Below are 19,687 nucleotides of genomic sequence, written 5' to 3' on the forward strand. Positions count from 1 at the left end.
TAGGCGTCCTTCATCAGGAACTCGCGGCCGCGCATCACGCCGAAGCGCGGGCGGGTCTCGTCACGGAACTTCCACTGGATGTTGTAGAGGTTCTTCGGAAGTTCCTTGTAGCTGCGCACATGGGCCCGGAAGATGTCGGTGACGACTTCCTCGGCGGTGGGGCCGTAGAGCAGATCGCGCTTGTTGCGATCGGTGATGCGCAGCATCTCGTCGCCATAGGCTTCGTAGCGGCCGCTTTCGCGCCACAGGTCAGCCAGCTGAATGGTCGGCATCAGCAGCTCGATCGCTCCGGCCCGGTCCATTTCTTCACGGACGATCTGCTCGACCTTCTTGAGCACCTTCAGACCCAGCGGCAGCCAGGCGTAGATGCCCGCCGCCTCCTGGCGGATCATGCCCGCGCGCAGCATCAGCTGGTGCGAAACGATCTGGGCGTCGGAGGGAGCTTCTTTGAGAACGGGCAGGAAATAGCGCGACAGGCGCATGGACGAGACGTCTCCGGGAAATTCGAGGCGTTGAGATAGCCGCTTGGGCGTCAGCTTGGCAACGCGCGCGGCGAAAAGATGGCTGCAAAGCCTTCGGAAACGAAAAGAAGGCCGCGCGATCTCGCGCGGCCTTTCAAGTCATCGTCGGGGAAGACGCCACAGAGCAAGGTCGGAAAAGCCGGCCTCGTGAGTCTGAGATTAGGCCTCGAACGATTGTTCGGGGCGCCCGATTGCGTCTGGCCTGACCCGTTGGCGAACTTCGCCCACGGATTGGGCGAACGCCGGCAAAATCGACGCCTGACGCCCAAGGCTTGGGCGCCATTCCTGTGATCAATAGGTGGCGGGCAGCGCCGGCAGCTGGATCAGGCGGAAATGGATCACCAGCAGCAACGCCGCCATCACCAGGGCCGACACCCAGGTGGTGGTGATGAACTTGCGCTTCAGGTTCGGATTGACCGGCGCGCCGGGGTCGGCGCCCGGCGGCGGCTCGATTCCCATTTCCTTGAAGGTCCGGGTGCCCAGCGGCAGCACGGCGAACAGCGTGGTCCACCAGATGGTCAGATAGACGGCGATGCAGGTGACGGGACCCATCAGTGATGCGCCTCCTTGGGCGTTTCCATGAGTTCGACCAGCATGCCGCCCATGTCCTTGGGGTGAACGAAGATGATCAGCGTGCCGTGAGCGCCGATGCGCGGCTCGCCCAGCACGGTGGCGCCCTTGGCGACCAGGCTGTCGCGGGCCTCGTAGATGTCTTCGACCTCGAAACAGATGTGGTGCTGGCCGCCCTTGGGGTTCTTGGCCAGGAAGCCGTGGATCGGCGAGGCCTCGCCATAGGGCTCGATCAGCTCGATCTGGCTGTTGGGCAGGTTGACGAAGCAGACCCACACGCCTTGCTCGGGCATGGCCCACTTCTCGGTATGCGAGGTCGCGCCCAGCAGGTCGCGATACATCTTCACCGACTCGTCGATGGAGGGCGTGGCCACGCCGACGTGGTTGAGCTTGCCGATCATGAGCGTTCGTCTGTCCTGCGCGTAGGCGGCGCGGCCGGCGAGGACCGCGTGACCCTGTTCTATTTTTCGACGGTATAGACGACTTCATAGAGCCCCGGCGAGGCGTTTCCGAGGCGCGGGGGTCAACCGATCAGAACGGCTGCGAACCCTTCGGCAGACCGCGCAGCCAGTGGAAGCGCACCGGCATGACCTGGATCAGCAGGATACCGGCCACGAACCCGCCCAAGTGCGCCTGCCAGGCGATGCCGATCACGCCAGCGCCGGACGCCAGCCCGTAGGCGGCGCCTAGGCCAACGACCAGCAGGTTGGAGACAATCGCCGAGCCGACCTGCCGGGCCACGCCGCGCGAAAACAGCGGCGCCAGCTTGGCCTGTCCTGGGCCGGCCAACCGCGCGACCGCGCCCCAAAGCCCGAAGATCGCGCCAGATGCGCCCACCGCCGGGACATTCGCCGGCGCCAGCAGCAGGAAGGTCATCCCGCCGGCCAGCCCGCACACCAGGAAGAAGATCAGGAACAGCAGGCCGCCGAGCGCGTCACGCCCGAGGCGCTGCGCGATCGCGGGACCCAGGGCGATCAAGGCGGCGGTGTTCATAGCAATGTGAAGCCAGCCCGCATGCAGAAACATGTGGGTCAGCGGCGTCCACCACAGGCCGTATTCCAGCCCGACCTTCGACAAGGCGCCGAACACGAAGATCGCTTCCTCGTAGCCGTAGGCTCCGCCGATCAGTTGACCCGCGAAGACCAGGGCGATCACGCCCGCCAGCACCAGGACCGGCCAAGCCTCGAACCAGAGCATCGCGGGCCCCCTGCCCCACATCGTCTCGCGACGTGGGGCTTCCTGGGGTGCTTCGGGGACGGAGGTCGGCCCGTCGTTCATCGCGCGGCTAGACGCGCAGGACCGTGGTTTCGACCACGGGCTTACGTTCCCAGATGCGGAAGGCGGCCTTCTTCACGGCCTTGGACAGGGCGCTCTCGATGGCTTCGTCGATCTCGTATTGATCGTCCTTCAGGCGCTTGAAAGCGTTCTCCGCCTCTTCAGCCAGGTCGTCCAGGGCGTCGTCGAGCGGGTAGTCGGCGTCGCCGGCCAGGCCCAGACCGCGAACCTGCGGGCCCGAGACGATACGGTTACGGCCGTCCAGCACGACCGACACGGCCAGCATGCCGTTGAACGCCGCATGCCGCCGCTCGCGCAGGGCCTCGCCGTTCTCGGGCGTCACCACGCCGCCGTCGACATACAGACGGCCCGACGGGACCTCGTCGATGATCTTGGGATGGCCGGGAGCCAGCAGCACCATGTCGCCGTTGCGCGGGCTGACCGCGTGCGGCACCTGCAGGTCCTTGGCGAAAGCGGCGTGCTCGATCAGGTGGCGGCGCTCGCCGTGGGTCGGCACGGCGATCGTCGGCCGGGCCCACTGGTACATCTGCTTCAGCTCGTCGCGGCACGGGTGGCCGCTGACGTGGATGCCGGGGGTGTCGCGCTCGGTGTGCAGGCGCACGCCGCGGTCGGCCAGCTTGTTCTGCAGGTTGCGGATCGGGATCTCGTTGCCCGGGATCACCCTCGAGGAGAAGATCACGTGGTCGCCCTGCGAGAGCTTGACGTGCGGGTGGGTGCCTTCGGCGATCCGGGCCAGGGCCGCGCGGGCCTCGCCCTGGCTGCCGGTGCACAGGAACAGCACTTCGTTTTCGGGCAGATACTTGGCCTGGTCGTCGGTGATGAAGGGCTCCAGGCCTTCCAGCAGGCCGACGTGGCGCGCGGCGGCGCTCATCCGGTGCATCGAGCGGCCGGCCAGGCAGACCTTGCGGCCGGCCGCCTGGGCCGCGCGGATCACAGTGTCCATCCGGGCCACGTTCGAGGCGAAGCAGGCCACGGCGATCTTGCCGGTCAGGCCCTTGATCAGCCGGTTCATCGCCACGCGGACGTCGGCTTCCGAGCCGGCCACGCCGTCGACGAAGACATTGGTGCTGTCGCAGACCATGGCCAGCACGCCCTCGTCGCCGAGGCGCTGGATGGCCTCGATGTCGGTGGGGCCGCCCAACTGGGGATCGGGGTCGATCTTCCAGTCGCCGGTGTGCAGGATCGTGCCCAACGGGGTCTTGATCGCCAGGCCGTTCGGCTCGGGGATCGAGTGGGTCAGGGTGATCATTTCCAGGTGGAACGGACCCAGGTCGAAGCTGCCGCTCAGCGGGATCTCGGTGATCGGCACCTCGCCCAGCAGGCCGGCGTCGCGCAGCTTCTCGCGCAACAGGAAGGCGGTGAACGGCGTGGCGTAGACAGGCGCCTTCAGGCGCGGCCACAGCCAGTGCACGGCGCCCAGGTGATCCTCGTGGGCGTGGGTCAGGACGATCCCGATGATGTCGTCCTTGTAGGCCTCGATGAATTCGGGGTCGGGCAGGATGATTTCGACGCCGGGCGTCGTCTGGTCGCCGAAGGTCACGCCCAGGTCGACGACGATCCACTTGCGGGCGTTCGCCGGGCCATAGCCGTACAGATTGAAATTCATGCCGATCTCGTTCGACCCGCCCAGAGGCAGGAAGACGAGCTCGTCTTTGGGGGAAGGCTTGTCGGTATATTTGGTCATTAGGTCTCTAGATGGGTGTTGCGACGATGAATTTCGAGGAGACCACGAATGGTCAGATCTGAATCGAAGTGGTCGATGCTGTCGGTGGCGCCCTCGAACAGCGAGGCGACGCCGCCGGTGGCGACCACGGTCATGGGTTCGGCCCGTTCGGCCTTGATGCGGGCCACCAGGCCCTCGATCAGGGATATATAGCCCCAGAACACGCCTGATTGCATGGCGCTGACGGTGTCGGTGCCCACGACGCGGTTGCCGGCCGGGCGTTGGATGGCGATGCGCGGCAGCTTGGCCGCCGCCTCATGCAGGGCCTGCATGGAAAGATTGATGCCCGGCGCGATGATGCCGCCTTCGAACGCGCCGTCGGCGCCGACGATGTCGAACGTGGTGGCCGTGCCGCTATCGATGACGATCAGCGGACCCGGATACATCATGTGCGCGCCCACGGCGTTGACCAGGCGGTCGGCCCCGGCCTCGGACGGCTTATCGATCCGCACCTCGACGCCCAGTTCGGCGTTCTCGCCGATCACCAGCGGCTCGACGTTGAAATAGCGGCGGGAAAGGTTGCGCAGGTTGAAGATCGACTGCGGCACCACGCTGGAGATGATGCAGGCGTCGATGGCCCGAAAGCCCAGGCCGTGCATCGACAGCAGCTGCGACAGCCAGACCACGTATTCGTCGGCCGTGCGGGTGCTCTCGGTGGCCGCGCGCCACTGGGCGATCCAGGTTTCGCCGTCGTGGATGGCGAACATGGTGTTGGTGTTGCCCTGTTCGATGGCCAGCAGCATCAGGAGGCCCCTCCGAAAAAGACGTCGCCGGCGGTGATCCGCCGCAATTGGCCGTCGGCCAGACGAAGACGCAGCGCGCCGTCGCCGTCCAGCCCTTCGGCGATCCCCTCGAGCGTTTCGGTCCCCAGGCGGGCCACGCAAGGCTCGCCCAGGCCGTGCGCGCGGGCGGTCCAGGCGTCGGCGATGGCGGGGAAACCCAGACGCAGCCAAACGTCCTGCCAACGCGCGAAGGCGGCGGCCAACACTTCGATCGCAGCGATGGGCGACGGCGGCGGGGCGTCCCGGTGGGCGGTCAAGGCGGTGGCGGGGCGCTCGCTGTCGATCGGCTTGCGGGCCAGGTTCACGCCGATCCCGACCGCGATCCACAGGCCGCCGGTCGGCCGGGTTCCGGACTCCACGAGGATGCCGCTGACCTTCAGTCCGCTCAGCAGCGGATCATTGGGCCATTTGAGGCTGACCAGGCTGGCGGGCGCGTAGGAACCCAGCAGGTCAGCGACCGCGAGGGCCGCGACGAACGACACCTGGGCGGCCTCGGCCGGCGGCTTGTCGGTGGAAAACAGCAGGGTGGCGGCCAGGTTGCCGTCGCCGGTCTCCCAGGCGCGGCCACGCCGGCCGCGGCCGGCGGTCTGGCGCAGGCCGACGATCCAGACCGGACCCGCCTCCCCCGCTTCCGCGCGGCGACGGGCCTCGGCGTTGGTCGAGTCGATCTCATCCAGAACAATCACGGGCGCGGGCGAAAGACCGCCCGTCACGTCACGCGTGGCCAAAGGCCGCCGCGGCGGCCCTGGCCGCGGGATCCAGCCAGATCAGCGCCACCATGACGACCGGGAACGAGAAGGCCGCGGCCACGAAGCCGACCGCGCGGGCGATCGATTGCGGCTTGTCCACCGCGCCGGCAGGAGCGTCGAACCACATCGTCTTGATCAGGCGCAGATAGTAGAACGCCGCCACCACGCTGCCGACCAGGCCCAGCACCGCCGCCCATTGCAGCAGCACATCGCCCGAGCCCATGGCCGCGCCGAACACGTAGAACTTGGCCCAGAAGCCCGAGAACGGCGGCATGCCCAGGGCCGACAGCGAGAACGCGGTCATGGCCACGGCGACGCCCGGACGGTGCTTCACCAGGCCGGCCATGTCCTCGATGGTCTCCATCGGCTTGCCGTCGCGCGACAGGGCCTGGAGGCAGGCGAAGAAGCCGGTGACGTCGACCATGTACAGGGTCATGAACAGCAGCATCGAGTGCATGCCGGTCTCGCCGCCGGTCGCCACGCCCAGCAGCGCGTAGCCGACATTGGCGATCGAGCTGTAGGCCCACAGGCGCTTGAGGTTGTTCTGGGCCAGGCCGGCGAAGGCGCCGACGAAGACCGAGGCCAGGGCGGTGATGATCAGGATCTGGCGCCACTGGGCCACCGAGTCCGGGAAGGCGTCGCCCAGCACGCGGGCGAACATCATCATGGCCGCCAGCTTGGGCGCGGCGGCGAAGAAGCCGACGACCGGGGTCGGAGCGCCTTCATAGACGTCCGGGGTCCACATGTGGAACGGCGCGGCCGAGACCTTGAACGCCAGGCCGCACAGCAGGAACACCAGGCCGAACAGCAGCCCCACGCCGTGCCCGTCATGGGCGACGGCGGCGATGTCGGCGAAGCGGGTGGAGCCCGCGAAACCGTAAATGAGCGAAGCGCCGTACAGCAGCAGGCCCGACGACAGGGCGCCCAGCACGAAGTACTTTAAGCCCGCTTCCGACGACTTGGCGTCGTCGCGGCGGAAGGCGGCCAGGACGTACAGGGCCAGCGATTGCAGCTCGACGCCGATATAGAGGCTGATCAGGTCGCCGGCCGAGGCGGTGACGCCCATGCCCAGGGCCGACAGGATCACCAGGATGGCGAATTCGAACTTCTGGTCGCCGCGCACGGCCAGCCAGCGGTCGCCCAGCACGATGGCCACGGCGCTGAAGCCGTAGATCGCGACCTTGGCGTAGGTGGCGGCCGCGTCAGCGGAATAGACGCCGTTGAAGGCGTGTCCGTGCGGCCCGACCACGGCGGCCACGGCCGCGCCCAGCAGGGCCAGGACGGCCGCGCCGGTGAACAGCGGCGTGACCTTGCCTTGGAAGGCGCCCCAGACCAGCAACACCAGGGCCGAGGCCCCGAGGATCACTTCGGGAAGAACGAGGGAGAAGTTGGCGGCGAACGTCATGGGGTCCCTCACCCGCCCACGGCGGCGCGCCAGGCGCCGACGAGCCCGTCGACGGACGACGCGGTCAGGTTGAAGATGAGATTGGGATAAACACCGAGCACCAGGGTGCCGATGATCAGCGGGGCGAAGATCAGGATTTCGCGGGCGTCCAGATCGGTGATGGTCTTGAGCTCGGGATTGACGATCTCGCCGAACATCACGCGACGGTACAGGTTCAGCGCATAGACCGCCGACAGGATCACGCCGGTGGTGGCGACGATCGCCGTCCAGGTCGAGGCCTGGTAGGTGCCGGTCATGGTCAGGATCTCGCCGACGAAGCCCGAGGTGCCAGGCAGGCCGACATTGCCCATCGTGAACAGCATGAAGGTCGCCGCGTACCACGGCATGCGGTTGGTCAGGCCGCCGTAGAAGGCGATCTCGCGGGTGTGCATGCGGTCATAAACAACGCCGACGCAGAGGAAGAGCGCGGCCGAGATCAGGCCGTGGCTCAGCATCTGGAACAGCGCGCCCTGCTCGCCCGCCACGTTGCCCGAGAAGATGCCCATGGTCACGAAGCCCATGTGGGCCACCGACGAATAGGCGATCAGCTTCTTGATGTCGGTCTGACGGAAGGCGACCAGCGAGGTGTAGACGATGGCGATGGCCGACAGGGCGAACACCAGCGGCTGGAACAGCTCGGACGCGTTGGGGAACATCGGCAGGCAGAAGCGCATGAAGCCGTAGCCCCCGAGCTTCAGCAGGATGCCCGCCAGGATCACCGAACCGGCCGTCGGGGCCTCGACGTGGGCGTCGGGCAGCCAGGTGTGAACCGGCCACATCGGCATCTTGACCGCGAAACTGGCGAAGAAGGCCAGCCACAGCCAGGTCTGCAGCCACGGGGCGAACTTGAAGACCATCAGCGCCGGGATCGACGAGGTGTGGGCGATGGCGATCATCGACAGGATGGCCGCCAGCATCAGCACCGAGCCGAGCAGCGTGTAGAGGAAGAACTTGTAGGCCGCGTAGACCCGGCGCTTGCCGCCCCAGATGCCGATGATCAGGAACATCGGAACCAGGCCGCCCTCGAAGAAGAGGTAGAACAGGATCAGGTCCAGGGCGCAGAACACGCCGACCACCAGGGTCTCGAGCACCAGGAAGCAGATCATGTATTCCACGATCCGCTTGTCGATCGACTTCCAACTGGCGATCACGCAGATCGGCAGCAGGAAGGTGGTCAGCAACACGAACAGGATCGAGATCCCGTCGACGCCCATCCGATAGTGCAAGCCCGCGAACCAGTTGAGGTCTTCCACGAACTGGAAGCCCGGGTTCTTGGCGTCGAACTGGGCGACCAGCACGACCGACAGGGCGAAGGTCACAAGGGTGGTCGCCAGGGCGATCCACTTGGCCAGGGTGTCCGTCTTGGCGTTGTCGCCCTGCGCGGCGCGAACCGCCAGCAGCAGGACCACGCCGATGAGCGGGGCGAAGGTGGTGAGGCTGAGAAGGCCGGTCATCGATCTTCCCTAGTGGAAGCGGAACAAGGCGTAGGCCAGCAGCCCGGCGACACCGAGCAGCATGACGAACGCGTAGTGATAGAGGTAGCCGGACTGCAGCTTGCCGGTCCGACGGCCCACGTCGTAGCTGACGGCGCTGACGCCGTCGGGCCCGAAGCCGTCGATCAACTTCTGATCGCCGCCCTTCCAGAACAGGTCGCCGAGGAACTTGGCCGCGCGCACGAAGGTGGCTTGGTACAGTTCGTCGAAGAACCACTTGTTGTAGAAGAACACGTACAGCGGGCCGTTGCGGGCCGCGAGCTTCTCGCCCAGCCGCTCGTTGCCCTTCAGCAGGTAGACGTAGACGGCGATGATCAGGCCCAGGATCGAGGCGATCAGCGGGCTCCACTTCACCCACTCGGCCACTTCGTGGGCCTCGTGCAGCACATGGTTGGTCGGGGCGTTGTAGATCGCGCCGCGCCAGAATTCTTCCTGGTGGTGACCCACGAAGAAGTCGACGAACACGAAACCGGCGGCGACCGCGCCGATCGACAGCACGATCAGCGGGACCAGCATCACCCACGGGCTCTCGTGCGGCTTGTGATCATGGCCGTGGCCATGGTCGTCATGCGCATCGGGCAGCGGCTCGTCATGGGTTTCGGCGTGGGCGTGATCGTCGTGACCATGGGCGGCGTGCGCGTCATGAGCGTGATGATCGTCGTGACCCCAGCGGGCCTTGCCGTTGAAGGTGAAGAACGCCAGGCGCCAGGAGTAGAACGAGGTCAGGCCGGCCACCAGCACGCCGATCACCCAGGCGAACAGCGCGATGCCGTTCTCGCCGCCGGCGGCGAAGGCCGCCTCGATGATGGTGTCCTTGGAGTAGAAGCCGGCGAAGCCCAGGTGCAGCGGCGGGAAGCCGAGGCCCGTGATGGCGATCGTGCCGATGGTCATGGCGATGAAGGTGACCGGCAGCAGCTTGGCCAGGGCGCCGTACTTCCGCATGTCCTGCTCGTGATGCATGCCATGGATCACCGAACCGGCGCCCAGGAACAGCAGCGCCTTGAAGAAGGCGTGGGTGAACAGGTGGAACATCGCCGCCTGGTAGGCGCCGACGCCGGCCGCGAAGAACATGTAGCCCAGCTGCGAACAGGTCGAATAGGCGATGACCCGCTTGATGTCGTTCTGGGTCAGGCCGACAGTGGCCGCGAACAGGGCCGTGATCGCGCCGATCACCGTGACGATGTTCTTGGCGACAGGCGCGTATTCGAACATCGGCGACAGCAGGCACAGCATGTAGACGCCGGCGGTGACCATGGTCGCCGCGTGGATCAGGGCCGAGACCGGGGTCGGGCCCTCCATGGCGTCCGGCAGCCAGGTGTGCAGGAAGAACTGCGCCGACTTGCCCATCGCGCCGATGAACAGCAGGAAGCAGGCGATGTCGACCAGCGGGAAGGTGTGGCCGGCGAACTCCCAGGTGCGCGCGGCGCCCGAGGCGATCTGCGGGAAGATCTCGGCGAATTGGACCGACCCGAACGCCCAGTAGGTGGTCATGATGCCCAGGGCGAAACCGAAGTCGCCCACGCGGTTCACGACGAAGGCCTTGATGGCCGCGGCGCTGGCCGAGGGCTTCTTGTACCAGAAGCCGATCAGCAGGTACGAGGCCAGGCCCACGCCTTCCCAGCCGAAGAACAGCTGCATGAAGTCGGCGGCGGTGACGAGCGCCAGCATGGCGAAGGTGAACAGCGACAGATACGCGAAGAACCGCGGCTTGCTGTCGTCCTCGGCCATGTAGCCCCAGGAATAGACGTGCACGAGGGCCGAGACCGTCGTCACCACGATCAGCATCACCGCCGACAAGGCGTCGATGCGGATGGACCAGTTGGAGACGAAGTCGCCCACGTGGATGAAGGGCAGCAGGTTGACCGTGAAGGCCTCCAGATGGCCCCAGGTCCACTGGCTGAAGGTGTACCAGCTCAGGGCGCAGGCCAGGAGCAGGGCGCCCGTGGTGATCGCTTGGGAGGCGACGTTGCCGATGCGACGGCCGAACAGGCCGGCGATGATCGCGGCGATCAGCGGCGCGAAGACGATGATGGTGACGAGAGTCTGCACTGCGATCAGCCCTTCATCACGCTGGCGTCGTCGACGGCGATGTCGCCGCGGTTACGGAAGAACGTCACCAGGATAGCCAGGCCGACGGCGGCTTCGGCCGCGGCGACGGTCAGCACGAACATGGCGAAGACCTGCCCCACCACGTCGTGCAGATAGACCGAGAAGGCCACCAGGTTGATGTTCACCGCCAGCAGGATCAGCTCGATCGACATCAGGATGACGATGATGTTCTTGCGGTTCACGAAGATGCCGAAGACGCCGATCGTGAACAGGATCGCGGCGACGACGAGATAATGCGACAGGCCGATCATTCGCTGATCCCCTCGCCCGGCTTGATCTGCACGAGTTCCATCCCGGTCTTAGGCGTGCGGGCGTTCTGCTTGCCGATGTTCTGGCGCTTGACGCCCGGCTTGTGGCGCAGGGTCAGGACGATGGCGCCGATCATGGCCACCAGCAGCACCAGGCCCGCCAGTTGGAAGAAGAAGACGTAATCGGTGTAGAGCACCCGGCCGATCGCCTCGGTGTTCGGCACGCCGACCGGCGAAGCCAGGGGCTCGGCGTTCTTGCCGGCCGCGCCGCCGCTGACCACCGAAGCGGCGACCATGATCATCTCGATCGTCAGCACCCCGCCGACCAGACCGCCGACCGGCAGATACTGGGCGAAGCCCTGCCGCAACTCGGCGAAGTCCACGTCGAGCATCATCACGACGAACAGGAACAGCACCGCGACCGCGCCCACATAGACGACGATCAGCAGCATCGCCAGGAACTCAGCGCCCAACAGGACGAAGAGGCCGGCGGCCGAGAAGAAGGCGGTGATCAGGAAGAGCACCGAGTGCACGGGGTTCTTGGCCGAGACGACGAGAAGACCCGCCACCACGGTCGCTACCGCGAGCAAATAGAAAGCTATCGCCTGCAAGGCAGGTGCTCCCTCAGAAAACCATAAAACACGACGTGCCGGACGGCCCGCCGCTAACCCTCGGAATCGCGCCCCGTCCTTTAGCGGTAGGGCGCGTCCAACTCCAGATTCTTCGCGATCAGCCGTTCCCAACGGTCGCCGTTGTCGAGCAGCTTTTCTTTGTCGTAGTAAAGTTCTTCGCGCGTCTCGACGGCGAACTCGATGTTCGGCCCCTCGACGATGGCGTCCACCGGGCAGGCCTCCTGGCACAGGCCGCAGTAGATGCACTTGACCATGTCGATGTCGTAGCGGGTCGTGCGGCGGCTGCCGTCGTCACGCGGCTCGGCCTCGATGGTGATGGCCTGGGCCGGACAGATGGCTTCGCACAGCTTGCAGGCGATGCAGCGCTCCTCGCCCGACGGATAGCGACGCAGGGCGTGCTCGCCGCGGAAACGAGGCGACTGGGGGCCGCGCTCGTTCGGATAGATCACGGTCTTCTTGGGCGCGAGCATGTACTTCATGCCCAGGCCGAAGGCGCCCGCGAAGTCGAGCAGAGCCACGCCCTTGATCGCCTGTGTGATGCGCTGGAACACCAGAGCTCTCCTAACACTTCATCTCTTGGGAGGGACGAACGCCCCTGCCCGGTTCGATCTTCTCACGGCCGCCCATCCACCGGATGAAGGCCGTTCGCCTCACTTGCCCGACTTCGGGATGACGCAGGTGTAGTTCGAAAGCTGGGTGGGGTCGCCCCCGTCCTGCTTGGCTTCGATCTTGCCGCCGTCGGCGGCGCATTTCTCGCTGTCGCGACGCAGCTGGTCGTAGCTGGCCGTGCCGCGCCCCAGCGAATAGGACGACTTGGCGGGCGCCACACCGTCGGTCGCGCAACCGGCCAGGATCAGGCCGAGGGCGGCGCCCGCCAGATATGTCGTCCTGGCGATCACCCCTGGATCCCGAACACGCGCCAGGCCGACACCAGCATCACCAACACCAGCGACATCGGCAGGAAGACCTTCCAGCCCAGGCGCATCAGTTGGTCGTAGCGGTAGCGGGGCACGATGGCCTTGGCCATGGCGATCATGAAGAACGCCACGACGATCTTGAAATAGAACACCAGGGCCAGCAGGAAGTTGACCAGGAACGGCGGCCAGCCGGCCGTGAAGCCGATGGGGAAGCCGGGGTTCCAGCCGCCGAAGAACAGCACGCTGATCATCGCGCACATCAGGACGATGTTCGAATATTCAGCGACCATGAACAGCAGGTACGGGGTCGAGCTGTACTCGACCTGGTAGCCGGCCACGAGTTCGGATTCGGCTTCGGGCAGGTCGAACGGCGGGCGGTTGGTCTCGGCCAGGGCCGAGATGAAGAACATGCCCATGGCGATGATCATCACCGGCGCCAGGATGATGTTCTTCAGGCCGTGGCCGCCGAACACGTTCCAGTTCCAGATCCAGCCGGCCTGCTGCTCGACGATCGAGCTGAGGTTCATCGTGCCGGCCAGCAGGATCACCGTGATGATGATCAGGCCGATCGACACTTCGTACGACACCATCTGCGCCGCCGACCGCAGCGCGCCCAGGAACGGGTACTTCGAGTTCGAAGCCCAGCCGCCCATGATGATGCCGTAGACGCCCAGCGAGCTCATCGCCAGCAGATACAGGATGCCGACATTGAGGTTGGAGACCACCCAGCCCGGCGCGAAGGGCACCACGGCCCAGCCGACGAAGGCCAGGACCAGGCTCAGCAGCGGGGCCAGCAGGAAGATCACCTTGTCGGCGCCGGCCGGGATGATGATCTCCTTCAGCACGAACTTGAAGAAGTCGGCGAAGGACTGCAGCAGGCCGAACGGACCCACCACGTTGGGGCCTTTGCGCATCTGCACGCCGGCCCAGATCTTGCGGTCGGCCAGCAGCAGGAAGGCCAGGCTCAGCAGCACCCAGATCACGACCAGCAGAATCCCGCCGGTGGTCAGCAGGGTCCACATGACCGGCGGCGAGGTGAAGAACTCCAGCATTCGGCCTACTCCGCCGCGATCTTGGCGGCGCCGGAGACCGTGGCCGCGCATTCGGCCATGGTCACGCTGGCGCGCGCGATGGGGTTGGTCAGGTGGAAGGCCTTGATCGGGCTTTCGAACGGGGCGTCCGAGAGCTCGCCCGCGCCGCCCAGGCCCGACAGGTCGAACGCGGTCGGGATCGAGCCCGGCGCGAAGTCGATCTGGCCGAAGGTCGGGTGGTCGGCGAACAGCTTGGCGCGCAGCTGGTCCAGGCTGTCATAGGGCAGCTTGGCGCCCAGGTGCTCGGACAGGGCCCGCAGGATCGACCAGTCTTCCTTGGCGTCGCCCTTGGGGAACACCGCCCGTTCGCCCATCTGGACGCGACCTTCGGTGTTCACATAGAGGCCGTTCTTTTCGGTGTAGGCCGCGCCCGGCAGGATGACGTCCGCCTTGTGGGCGCCGGCGTCGCCGTGGGTGCCCAGATAGATCTTGAAGGCGTCCGAGGCTGCGGTTTCGCACTCGTCGGCGCCCAGCAGGAACAGCACGTCCAGCGCGCCGGGCTTCAGCATCTGCGACGTCGACAGACCGCCCTCGCCCGGCGTGAAGCCCAGGTCCAGGCCGGCCACGCGGGCGGCGGCGGTGTGCAGCACGTTCCAGCCGTTCCAGCCGTCACGCACCACGCCGAAGGTCTTGGCCACGGCGGCGGCGGCCTTCAGCACGGCGGCGCCGTCGGCGCGGCTGAGCGCGCCCTGGCCGATGATGATCGCCGGACGCTGGGCGTTCTTCAGGGCGGTGACGAAGTCGCTCTTGCTCTTGGCCAGGCCCGACAAGGTCTGGGTCCCGGCGCCGAGATAGTCGTAGTCGAAGGTCAGGTCGGCCTGTTCGCCGATCACGCCGAAGCGGGTCTTGCCGGCGATCCACTGCTTGCGGAACCGGGTGTTGAGGACCGGAGCCTCCAGACGCGGATTGGCGCCGACGAACAGCACCACGTCGGCGTTCTCGATGCCGGCGATCGTCGAGTTGAACAGCCAGCTCTCGCGCGGACCCTGGCCCAAGGCCGAGCCATCCTGACGGGCGTCGAGGTTTTTGACGCCCAGGGCGGTGAACAGGTCCTTGGTCGCCTTCAGGCTTTCGGCGTCCTGCAGGTCGCCGGCGATCACGCCGATGCGGTCAGCCGGAGCGGCCTTGATCTTGGCGGCTACGGTGGCGAAGGCCTGGGCCCACGAGGCGGGCTGCAGCTTGCCGCCGACGCGGACGTACGGACGGTCCAGGCGTTGGCGCTGCAGGCCGTCCACGGCGTAGCGCGTCTTGTCGCTGATCCACTCTTCGTTGACGTCCTCGTTGACGCGCGGCAGCACGCGCAGAACCGCGGCGCCGCGGGCGTCGACGCGAATGGCCGAACCCAGGGCGTCCATGACGTCGATGCTCTCGGTCTTCTTCAGCTCCCAGGGCCGCGCCTCGAAGGCGTACGGCTTGGAGGTCAGGGCGCCGACCGGGCACAGGTCGATGACGTTGGCGCTGAGCTCCGACGTCACCGCCGCACCCAGATAGGTCGTGATTTCGACGTCTTCGCCGCGCGATATCAGACCGATCTCCGGCGAGCCGGCGACTTCGGTGATGAAGCGGACGCAGCGCGTGCACTGGATGCAGCGGGTCATCACGGTCTTGATGAGCGGGCCCATGGCCTTTTCTTCGACCGCGCGCTTGTTCTCTTCATAGCGGCTGTCGTCGCGGCCATAGCCCATGGCCTGGTCCTGCAGATCGCACTCGCCGCCCTGGTCGCAGATCGGGCAATCCAGCGGGTGGTTGATGAGCAGAAACTCCATCACCCCTTCGCGGGCCTTCTTGACCATCGGAGTCTTGGTGAAGATCTCCTGGCCCTCGGCGGCCGGCAGGGCGCAAGACGCCTGCGGCTTGGGCGGACCGGGCTTCACCTCGACCAGGCACATGCGGCAGTTGCCGGCGATGCTGAGACGCTCGTGATAGCAGAAGCGCGGAATCTCTTCCCCAGCCAGTTCCGCGACCTGCAGAACCGTCATGCCGGGCTCGAACTCGACCTCGACGCCGTTGACCTTGGCGATTGCCATAATCGTTTACTCCGCCGCGATCAGCTTGGCGCCCTGCACGTGCAGGCGACCGCTACGATAGGATGCGATCCGGTCCTCCACCTCGTGGCGGAAGTGACGGAACAGGCCCTGGATCGGCCAGGCGGCCGCGTCGCCCAGGGCGCAGATGGTGTGACCCTCGACCTGGGTCGTGACGTCCAGCAGGGTGTCGATCTCTTTGGGATCGGCCTCGCCGGTGGCCATGCGCTCCATGACCCGCCACATCCAGCCGGTGCCTTCGCGGCACGGCGTGCACTGGCCGCAGCTCTCGTGTTTGTAGAAATAGCTAAGGCGGGCGATGGCGCGGACCAGATCGGTGTCCTTGTCCATGACCATGACGGCCGCGGTGCCCAGGCCCGACTTCAGGGCGCGCAGGGCGTCGAAGTCCATCGGCAGGTCTTCGCACTGCTCGGCCGGAATCATCGGCACTGAGGCGCCGCCCGGGATCACGGCCTTGAGGTTGCCCCAGCCGCCGCGAACGCCGCCGCAGTGATCCTCGATCAGCTGGCGGAACGGGATGCTCATGGCTTCTTCGACGTTGCAGGGCAGGTTCACGTGGCCCGAGACGCAGAACAGCTTGGTGCCAGCGTTGTTGGGGCGGCCAAAGCCGGTGAACCAGGCCGCGCCGCGACGCAGGATCGTGCCGGCGACGGCGATGCTCTCGACGTTGTTGACCGTGGTCGGCATGCCGTAGAGGCCCGCGCCGGCCGGGAACGGCGGCTTCAGGCGCGGCTGGCCCTTCTTGCCTTCCAGGCTTTCCAGGAGAGCCGTCTCTTCGCCGCAGATATAGGCGCCGGCGCCGTGGTGGACGTAGAGGTCGAAGTCCCAGCCGTGGACGTTGTTCTTGCCGATCAGCTTGGCCTCGTAGGCCTGCTTGATGGCGGCTTCCAGCACTTCGCGCTCACGGACGTATTCGCCGCGGATGTAGATGTAGCAGGCGTTGGCCAGCATGGCGCGCGAGGCGATCAGGCAGCCCTCGATCAGGAGGTGCGGGTCATGCCGCATGATCTCCCGGTCCTTGCAGGTGCCCGGCTCGGACTCGTCGGCGTTGACGACCAGGTAGTGCGGACGACCGTCCTTCACTTCCTTGGGCATGAACGACCACTTCAGGCCGGTGCCGAAGCCCGCCCCGCCCCGGCCGCGCAGGCCAGAGTTCTTCATGTTGTCGATGATCCAGTCGCGACCCGCGTCCAGGATGTCCTTGGTGCCATTCCAGCAGCCGCGCTTCTTCGCACCTTCCAGGCCCCAATCATGGAGACCGTAGAGGTTGGTGAAGATGCGGTCCTTGTCTTCGAGGATACCGACCATGACTCAGCTTTGCGGATCGAATGGATGGGCGCGCACATAGCGCGTCCGACGAATGATGACATAGGCGAAAAGCGACCAGGCGGCGCCTATCACCAGGAAAGCGACGGGAACGGCCCAGGCGGGCGCTCCGACGACCTGCCGCCCCCAGATCAGGAGCGCCGCCCCGATCAGGCAGCCGACAAGGCCGGCGATGCGCTCGTTGCGGTAAAGACCACGGATGGCCTTCACATAGGCCACGCGCTGGGACAGGAGTTCGGAATCGTCGGTCACGACGGCTTGCCCTCCTGGTCTTGCTTGGCGGCCTTCATCCATCCCAGGATGAACCAGATCTGCGCGCCCAGCCCGACGGCGATGGCGCCGATGAACACCGGCGCCAGCCAGCCGACGCCCGCGGCGACGTAGCCGATGACCGCCGCGCCGGCCAGCACGAAGCAGACCACGTCGATGGCGAACATCGTGGTCAGGCGCTTCTTCTGGATGGCGTCGGCTTGCTGCATCAGGCGGCCGGCTCGGTCTTCGGAGCCTTCTTCGGCTTCTCGGGCAGGTTCGGGATCTTGATCCTCTTGGCCAGCGAGCCGTCGTACAGCTTGCTGTCCGTCAGGGTCTGGATCTTGCCCTTCGGCTCCGACGCGCCGCGGCCGTCATAGCTGCCCGGCTGGGGCGACTTGCCGGCGGCGAAGTCGTCGAGGATCTGGGCCAGGCTCTCCGGCGTCAGGTCCTCGTAGTAATAGTCGTTGATGGCGGCCATCGGCGCGTTGCAGCAGGCGCCCAGGCACTCGACCTCTTCCCAGCTGAACTTGCCGTCGGCCGAGACGTCGTTGGCTTCGCCGATCTTGGCCTTCAGCACGGCCTTCAGGTCCAGCGCGCCGCGCAGCTGGCACGGCGTGGTGCCGCACAGCTGGACGAAGGCGACCTTGCCGACCGGTTGCAGCTGGAACATCACGTAGAAGGTGGCGACCTCCAGCACGCGGATGACCGGCATCGCCAGCTGCTTGGCGATCTCCTGGATGGCGGGCTCGGACACCCAGCCTTCCTGCTTCTGGGCCAGCCACAGCATCGGGATCACCGCCGACTGCTTGCGCTCAGCGGGATATTTGGCTTTCCACCAATCGGCCTTGGCCTGGCTGTCCTTCGAGAAGGCGAAGCTGGCGGGCTGTTCCTTGGCTAAACGACGGACGCTCATCGTGCGAAATCCACGCGGGCGATCTTGTCGCCCTTGAAGGTGTAGATGGCGGCGACCTCGAAGGTCGGATCGCCGTTGCCGCGGTCGACGCGCTCGTGATCGATCACGTTGGCGCCCACCACGATGCGGTTGACCAGTTCGGCCTTGTTGCCCGGGAAGTCGGCGAAGGTCTTGGCATAGAAGGCGCGATAGGCCTCGATGCCGGTCCGGGCCACGTCGCCGTTCAGGCCGCCGACGACCACGTCATCGGCGAAATGGGCGCAGTGGGCGTCCAGGTCCTGGGCGTTGTAGGCGTCCAGCTGGGCTTGAGCGATGGCTTCGAGGCTCACCGGTCGACCTCGCCGAACACGATGTCGAGCGAGCCCAGGATGGCCGAAACGTCGGCCAGCTGGTGGCCGCGGTTCATCCAGTCCATCGCCGCCAGGTGCGAGAAGCCGGGCGCCTTGATCTTGCAGCGGTACGGCTTGTTGGTGCCGTTCGACACCAGGAAGACGCCGAACTCACCCTTCGGCGCTTCCACCGAGGCGTAGACCTCGCCTTCCGGCGTGCGGAAGCCTTCGGTGTAGAGCTTGAAGTGGTGGATCAGGGCTTCCATCGACCGCTTCATCTCGGCGCGGCGCGGCGGGCTGACCTTGTTGTCCTGCGTCATCACCGGACCGGGCGTGGCGCGCAGCTTGGTGATGGCCTGCAGGATGATCTTGGTCGACTCGCGCATCTCCTGCATGCGGCACAGATAGCGATCATAGCAGTCGCCGTTCTTGCCCAGCGGGATGTCGAACTCGAAGTCGTTGTAGCACTCGTAGGGCTGGTTGCGACGCAGGTCCCAGGCGATGCCCGAGCCGCGCACCATCACGCCCGAGAAGCCCCAGGCCAGCGCATCTTCCTTGGTCACCACGCCGATGTCGACGTTGCGCTGCTTGAAGATGCGGTTGTCGGTGATCAGGCCTTCGATGTCGTCGCAGATCTTCGGGAAGGCCTTGGCCCACTTCTCGATGTCGTCGATCAGCGCCGGGGTCAGGTCCTGGTGGACGCCGCCCGGGCGGAAGTAGTTGGCGTGCAGGCGAGCGCCGCAGGCGCGCTCGTAGAACACCATCAGCTTCTCGCGTTCCTCGAAGCCCCAGAGCGGCGGCGTCAGGGCGCCGACGTCCATGGCCTGGGTCGTCACGTTCAGCAGGTGGTTCAGCACCCGGCCGATCTCGCAGAACAGCACGCGGATCAGGCTGCCGCGCATCGGCACGTCCACGCCCAGCAGCTTCTCGATGGCCAGGCAGAACGCATGTTCCTGGTTCATCGGCGCCACGTAGTCGAGGCGGTCGAAGTACGGGATGTTCTGGAGGTAGGTGCGGGCCTCCATCAGCTTTTCGGTGCCGCGATGCAGCAGGCCGATGTGCGGATCGACGCGTTCGACGATCTCGCCGTCCAGCTCCAGCACCAGGCGCAGCACGCCGTGCGCGGCCGGGTGTTGCGGACCGAAGTTGATGTTGAACTTGCGCACCGGGGTTTCCGGCACGGCCGGCAGCGACGGTGTGTCGTGGAAGAAGTCGGTCGCCGCGGCGGGGGAGTTGGAACCAGTCAT

General features: G+C 66.3%; 22 protein-coding genes. All 22 read right to left on the minus strand.

Features of this window, described 5'->3' with window-relative positions:
* Positions 1 to 482: aminoacyl--tRNA ligase-related protein (locus WAL33_RS17245; RefSeq protein WP_422182754.1), on the minus strand; the 482-nt coding region annotated here is incomplete at its 3' end.
* Between the two features lie 330 nt (positions 483 to 812).
* Positions 813 to 1,073 (minus strand): DUF1467 family protein, encoded by a 261-nt coding sequence (locus WAL33_RS17250; RefSeq protein WP_422182755.1) that lies wholly within the window; start codon positions 1,071 to 1,073, stop codon positions 813 to 815.
* Positions 1,073 to 1,492 (minus strand): methylmalonyl-CoA epimerase, encoded by a 420-nt coding sequence (gene mce, locus WAL33_RS17255; RefSeq protein ID WP_422182756.1) that lies wholly within the window; start codon positions 1,490 to 1,492, stop codon positions 1,073 to 1,075. Before mce ends, WAL33_RS17250 begins: the two co-directional genes overlap by 1 nt.
* Positions 1,493 to 1,622: 130 nt before the next feature.
* On the minus strand, positions 1,623 to 2,288 hold the full coding sequence (locus tag WAL33_RS17260) for a rhomboid family intramembrane serine protease (protein WP_422182757.1): 666 nt from the start codon (positions 2,286 to 2,288) through the stop codon (positions 1,623 to 1,625).
* Positions 2,289 to 2,376: 88 nt separating this feature from the next.
* Positions 2,377 to 4,071, minus strand: a complete 1,695-nt coding sequence (locus tag WAL33_RS17265; protein ID WP_422182758.1) for a ribonuclease J — start codon at positions 4,069 to 4,071, stop codon at positions 2,377 to 2,379.
* Positions 4,071 to 4,856 (minus strand): type III pantothenate kinase, encoded by a 786-nt coding sequence (locus WAL33_RS17270; RefSeq protein WP_422182779.1) that lies wholly within the window; start codon positions 4,854 to 4,856, stop codon positions 4,071 to 4,073. The genes WAL33_RS17265 and WAL33_RS17270 overlap by 1 nt, the downstream gene beginning before the upstream one ends.
* On the minus strand, positions 4,853 to 5,605 hold the full coding sequence (locus tag WAL33_RS17275; protein WP_422182780.1) for a biotin--[acetyl-CoA-carboxylase] ligase: 753 nt from the start codon (positions 5,603 to 5,605) through the stop codon (positions 4,853 to 4,855). The genes WAL33_RS17270 and WAL33_RS17275 overlap by 4 nt, the downstream gene beginning before the upstream one ends.
* 1 nt (position 5,606) lies before the next feature.
* Entirely contained in the window at positions 5,607 to 7,046 is a 1,440-nt protein-coding gene (nuoN, locus tag WAL33_RS17280; protein ID WP_422182759.1) for an NADH-quinone oxidoreductase subunit NuoN, read from the minus strand.
* A gap of 8 nt (positions 7,047 to 7,054) precedes the next feature.
* Positions 7,055 to 8,539: an NADH-quinone oxidoreductase subunit M gene (locus tag WAL33_RS17285; RefSeq protein WP_422182760.1), complete on the minus strand. Its 1,485-nt coding sequence runs from the start codon at positions 8,537 to 8,539 to the stop codon at positions 7,055 to 7,057.
* Between the two features lie 9 nt (positions 8,540 to 8,548).
* The gene (nuoL, locus tag WAL33_RS17290) at positions 8,549 to 10,627 is read right to left on the minus strand and encodes an NADH-quinone oxidoreductase subunit L (protein ID WP_422182761.1); all 2,079 of its coding nucleotides are present in this window, start codon (positions 10,625 to 10,627) and stop codon (positions 8,549 to 8,551) included.
* Positions 10,628 to 10,632: 5 nt separating this feature from the next.
* Positions 10,633 to 10,938, minus strand: a complete 306-nt coding sequence (nuoK, locus tag WAL33_RS17295) for an NADH-quinone oxidoreductase subunit NuoK (protein ID WP_056446651.1) — start codon at positions 10,936 to 10,938, stop codon at positions 10,633 to 10,635.
* Positions 10,935 to 11,546, minus strand: a complete 612-nt coding sequence (locus WAL33_RS17300; protein WP_422182762.1) for an NADH-quinone oxidoreductase subunit J — start codon at positions 11,544 to 11,546, stop codon at positions 10,935 to 10,937. Before WAL33_RS17300 ends, nuoK begins: the two co-directional genes overlap by 4 nt.
* 80 nt (positions 11,547 to 11,626) lie before the next feature.
* Complete coding sequence (nuoI, locus tag WAL33_RS17305) at positions 11,627 to 12,118, minus strand: NADH-quinone oxidoreductase subunit NuoI (RefSeq protein ID WP_035074824.1); 492 nt, start codon at positions 12,116 to 12,118, stop codon at positions 11,627 to 11,629.
* A 99-nt stretch (positions 12,119 to 12,217) separates the two neighbouring features.
* A complete protein-coding gene (locus tag WAL33_RS17310; protein WP_422182763.1) occupies positions 12,218 to 12,466 on the minus strand; it encodes a hypothetical protein in 249 nt (82 codons plus the stop codon).
* Positions 12,463 to 13,536: an NADH-quinone oxidoreductase subunit NuoH gene (gene nuoH / locus WAL33_RS17315; RefSeq protein ID WP_422182764.1), complete on the minus strand. Its 1,074-nt coding sequence runs from the start codon at positions 13,534 to 13,536 to the stop codon at positions 12,463 to 12,465. The genes WAL33_RS17310 and nuoH overlap by 4 nt, the downstream gene beginning before the upstream one ends.
* Before the next feature lie 5 nt (positions 13,537 to 13,541).
* The gene (gene nuoG / locus WAL33_RS17320; RefSeq protein ID WP_422182765.1) at positions 13,542 to 15,602 is read right to left on the minus strand and encodes an NADH-quinone oxidoreductase subunit NuoG; all 2,061 of its coding nucleotides are present in this window, start codon (positions 15,600 to 15,602) and stop codon (positions 13,542 to 13,544) included.
* Between the two features lie 6 nt (positions 15,603 to 15,608).
* On the minus strand, positions 15,609 to 16,928 hold the full coding sequence (gene nuoF / locus WAL33_RS17325; protein WP_422182766.1) for an NADH-quinone oxidoreductase subunit NuoF: 1,320 nt from the start codon (positions 16,926 to 16,928) through the stop codon (positions 15,609 to 15,611).
* Positions 16,929 to 16,931: 3 nt separating this feature from the next.
* Positions 16,932 to 17,198 carry a hypothetical protein gene (locus WAL33_RS17330; RefSeq protein ID WP_422182767.1) on the minus strand — a complete coding sequence of 89 codons (267 nt, stop codon included), beginning with the start codon at positions 17,196 to 17,198 and terminating at the stop codon, positions 16,932 to 16,934.
* On the minus strand, positions 17,195 to 17,425 hold the full coding sequence (locus tag WAL33_RS17335; RefSeq protein WP_422182768.1) for a hypothetical protein: 231 nt from the start codon (positions 17,423 to 17,425) through the stop codon (positions 17,195 to 17,197). Before WAL33_RS17335 ends, WAL33_RS17330 begins: the two co-directional genes overlap by 4 nt.
* Entirely contained in the window at positions 17,425 to 18,111 is a 687-nt protein-coding gene (gene nuoE / locus WAL33_RS17340) for an NADH-quinone oxidoreductase subunit NuoE (protein WP_422182769.1), read from the minus strand. The genes WAL33_RS17335 and nuoE overlap by 1 nt, the downstream gene beginning before the upstream one ends.
* A complete protein-coding gene (locus WAL33_RS17345; protein ID WP_422182770.1) occupies positions 18,108 to 18,440 on the minus strand; it encodes a nuclear transport factor 2 family protein in 333 nt (110 codons plus the stop codon). Before WAL33_RS17345 ends, nuoE begins: the two co-directional genes overlap by 4 nt.
* Entirely contained in the window at positions 18,437 to 19,687 is a 1,251-nt protein-coding gene (locus WAL33_RS17350; RefSeq protein ID WP_422182771.1) for an NADH-quinone oxidoreductase subunit D, read from the minus strand. The genes WAL33_RS17345 and WAL33_RS17350 overlap by 4 nt, the downstream gene beginning before the upstream one ends.

Source organism: Caulobacter sp., assembly GCF_049283275.1.
Lineage (GTDB): Bacteria > Pseudomonadota > Alphaproteobacteria > Caulobacterales > Caulobacteraceae > Caulobacter.

Excerpts from the sequence above, each read along its gene's own strand:
- nuoF (WP_422182766.1), bottom strand. The coding sequence starts at position 16,928 with ATGGTCGGTATCCTCGAAGACAAGGACCGCATCTTCACCAACCTCTAC.
- mce (WP_422182756.1), bottom strand. The coding sequence starts at position 1,492 with ATGATCGGCAAGCTCAACCACGTCGGCGTGGCCACGCCCTCCATCGAC.
- nuoE (WP_422182769.1), bottom strand. The coding sequence starts at position 18,111 with ATGAGCGTCCGTCGTTTAGCCAAGGAACAGCCCGCCAGCTTCGCCTTC.
- WAL33_RS17285 (WP_422182760.1), bottom strand. The coding sequence starts at position 8,539 with ATGACCGGCCTTCTCAGCCTCACCACCTTCGCCCCGCTCATCGGCGTG.
- nuoN (WP_422182759.1), bottom strand. The coding sequence starts at position 7,046 with ATGACGTTCGCCGCCAACTTCTCCCTCGTTCTTCCCGAAGTGATCCTC.
- nuoK (WP_056446651.1), bottom strand. The coding sequence starts at position 10,938 with ATGATCGGCCTGTCGCATTATCTCGTCGTCGCCGCGATCCTGTTCACG.
- WAL33_RS17250 (WP_422182755.1), bottom strand. The coding sequence starts at position 1,073 with ATGGGTCCCGTCACCTGCATCGCCGTCTATCTGACCATCTGGTGGACC.
- WAL33_RS17260 (WP_422182757.1), bottom strand. The coding sequence starts at position 2,288 with ATGCTCTGGTTCGAGGCTTGGCCGGTCCTGGTGCTGGCGGGCGTGATC.
- WAL33_RS17335 (WP_422182768.1), bottom strand. The coding sequence starts at position 17,425 with ATGCAGCAAGCCGACGCCATCCAGAAGAAGCGCCTGACCACGATGTTC.
- WAL33_RS17265 (WP_422182758.1), bottom strand. The coding sequence starts at position 4,071 with ATGACCAAATATACCGACAAGCCTTCCCCCAAAGACGAGCTCGTCTTC.
- nuoG (WP_422182765.1), bottom strand. The coding sequence starts at position 15,602 with ATGGCAATCGCCAAGGTCAACGGCGTCGAGGTCGAGTTCGAGCCCGGC.
- WAL33_RS17350 (WP_422182771.1), bottom strand. The coding sequence starts at position 19,687 with ATGACTGGTTCCAACTCCCCCGCCGCGGCGACCGACTTCTTCCACGAC.
- nuoH (WP_422182764.1), bottom strand. The coding sequence starts at position 13,536 with ATGCTGGAGTTCTTCACCTCGCCGCCGGTCATGTGGACCCTGCTGACC.